The organism is Variovorax sp. 01T439_2 (assembly GCF_056398445.1).
The window spans coordinates 1-1,969 of record NZ_JBFTPJ010001035.1 but is presented as its reverse complement, the minus strand read 5'-3'; the positions used below and the strand labels follow the sequence as shown (position 1 = coordinate 1,969).

Genomic DNA, 1,969 nt, shown 5'->3' with positions numbered 1-1,969 from the left:
GGATTTATCAGTGACAAAAATGAAGGTAATCTCAGGAAGACCTGCGTTTTCTCTTCCTTTTTGTCAGAGGGCTCCGCTCAGCTCACGGGCCGCGGCGCGCACCGGCTCGATGTGGCGCGCGTCGTAGCGGTGCGCCGGCATCGTCAGCGTGACCGCCGCGGCCAGGCGGCCGTCGGCATGGAACACCGGTGCCGAGATGCCGGCCAGCTCGGCCGTGCGGTCGCCCACCAGCGCGCAGTAGCCCTGGGCGCGGATCTCGTCGTACAGCTTGCGCTCCCTGGCGCCGCGCGGGCGCTCGGCCTCGGGGCCGAAGGCGATCAGCACGCGCGCGCCCGCGCCGCGGTCGTTGGGCAGCAGGTCGCCCGCGCGCACGTGGTCGCGCACCACATGCGAGGAATCGACACGGAACTGGCACAGCCGCACCCAGCTGTCGCCCTGTTCCTGCCGCACGTGGTACGCCGCGCTCTCGCCCGTGGCGGCGGCCAGCGCGCGCAGCACCGGCAGCACGATGCGGTCGAGCGACAGCGACGCCGCATAGAGGCCGTGCAGCCGAGCGATCTCCGCGCCCAGCGCATAGCGCCCGTCGTCCTGCCGGCGGATCAGCCGCGCATGTTCGAGCGAGGCAAGAAGCCGCAGCACCGTGCTCTTGTAGAGCTGCGTGCGCTCGGCGAACTGCGCGAGCGTGAGCGCCTCGTCGCCGGGTTGGAAGGCCGAGAGAAGGCTCAGCGCGCGGTCGACCGCTGCGGCGCCGCCGGGCGCGGCATTGAGGTCTGAAACCGATTCGGTCTGGGCTTTGCGGGGCATGGCGTCGGCTTGACAGGGAAAGTCGTTCGGCGGTTTAATTCTGTTTAACGGAATTTAGTTCTGCAAGATAGAACTGTCAAGCGATCGATGCCCGGTCAGGCGATCGCTCCAAGGAGACGAAACCGATGACACCCCCCGACGTCCTCATCAGCGAGGTCGGCCCGCGCGACGGCCTGCAGTCGGTCAAGGCCACCATGCCCACGGCGGACAAGCTGCGCTGGATCGATGCACTCCACGCGGCTGGCGTGCGCGAGATCGAGGTCGCCTCCTTCGTGCCCGCCAGATTGCTGCCGCAGATGGCCGACGCCGCCGAGGTGGTGCGCCACGCCATCACCTTGCCCGGCCTCACCGTGATGGCGCTGGTGCCCAACCGCAAGGGCGCGCAGGCGGCGCTCGAAGCGGGCGCGCACAAGCTCACGATGCCGGTTTCGGCCAGCGTGGCGCACTCGCTTGCCAACGTGCGCAAGACGCCGACCGAAATGGTCGAGGAAGTGCGCGCCATCTCCGAGCTGCGCCGCGCGATGGCGCCGCATGTGAGGCTCGAGGCCGGCATCTCCACCGCCTTCGGCTGCACGCTGCAGGGGCTGGTGCCGGAGGACGACGTGATCCGCCTCGCCGCGCAGTGCATCGAGGCCGGCGCGGAAGAAGCAGGCCTGTCGGACACCGTCGGCTATGCCAACCCCGCGCAGGTGCGCCGGCTCTTCAGGCGCCTGCGCGCCGAGCTCGGCGCGCACGCCGGCGCCGCCCACATGCACAACACGCGCGGCCTCGGCATCGCCAACTGCCTGGCCGCCTGGGACGAGGGCGTGCGCACCTTCGACGCCTCGCTCGGCGGCCTTGGCGGCTGCCCTTATGCGCCCGGCGCCTCGGGCAACGCGGTCACCGAGGATCTCGTCTTCATGTTCGAGGCCATGGGCGTTCGCACCGGCATCGACATCCAGAAGCTCATCGCGGCGCGCGCGCCGCTCATGGCCGGCCTGCCCGGCGAACCGGTCTACGGCATGACGCCCGAAGCCGGCCTGCCCAAGGGCTTTGTTCAACAGACAACCACCGCACATGCCTGAATCCCAACCCCTGCCGTACGCCGGCGTCCGCGTCGTCGAGTTCACCCACATGGTGATGGGCCCCACCTGCGGCCTGCTGCTGGCCGACCTCGGCGCCGAGG

At 69.8% G+C, this 1,969-nt stretch carries 3 protein-coding genes; 2 read left to right on the top strand and 1 reads right to left on the bottom strand.

All coding sequences use genetic code 11. The annotated features are described in order from the left end of the window. Positions 1-63: 63 nt before the first annotated feature. On the bottom strand, positions 64-804 hold the full coding sequence (locus AC1DOC_RS31500; protein ID WP_018904007.1) for an IclR family transcriptional regulator: 741 nt from the start codon (positions 802-804) through the stop codon (positions 64-66). Positions 805-929: 125 nt separating this feature from the next. On the opposite strand from AC1DOC_RS31500, the gene AC1DOC_RS31495 reads away from it, so the two are divergent. Next, entirely contained in the window at positions 930-1,868 is a 939-nt protein-coding gene (locus AC1DOC_RS31495; protein WP_478081415.1) for a hydroxymethylglutaryl-CoA lyase, read from the top strand. Next, a partial coding sequence (locus AC1DOC_RS31490; protein ID WP_478131318.1) for a CoA transferase occupies positions 1,861-1,969 on the top strand: 109 nt, incomplete at its 3' end. The genes AC1DOC_RS31495 and AC1DOC_RS31490, both read left to right, overlap by 8 nt.

Bases quoted from the DNA above. Each gene is read 5' to 3' on its own strand.
- AC1DOC_RS31500 (WP_018904007.1), bottom strand. From the start codon at position 804: ATGCCCCGCAAAGCCCAGACCGAATCGGTTTCAGACCTCAATGCCGCG.
- AC1DOC_RS31495 (WP_478081415.1), top strand. From the start codon at position 930: ATGACACCCCCCGACGTCCTCATCAGCGAGGTCGGCCCGCGCGACGGC.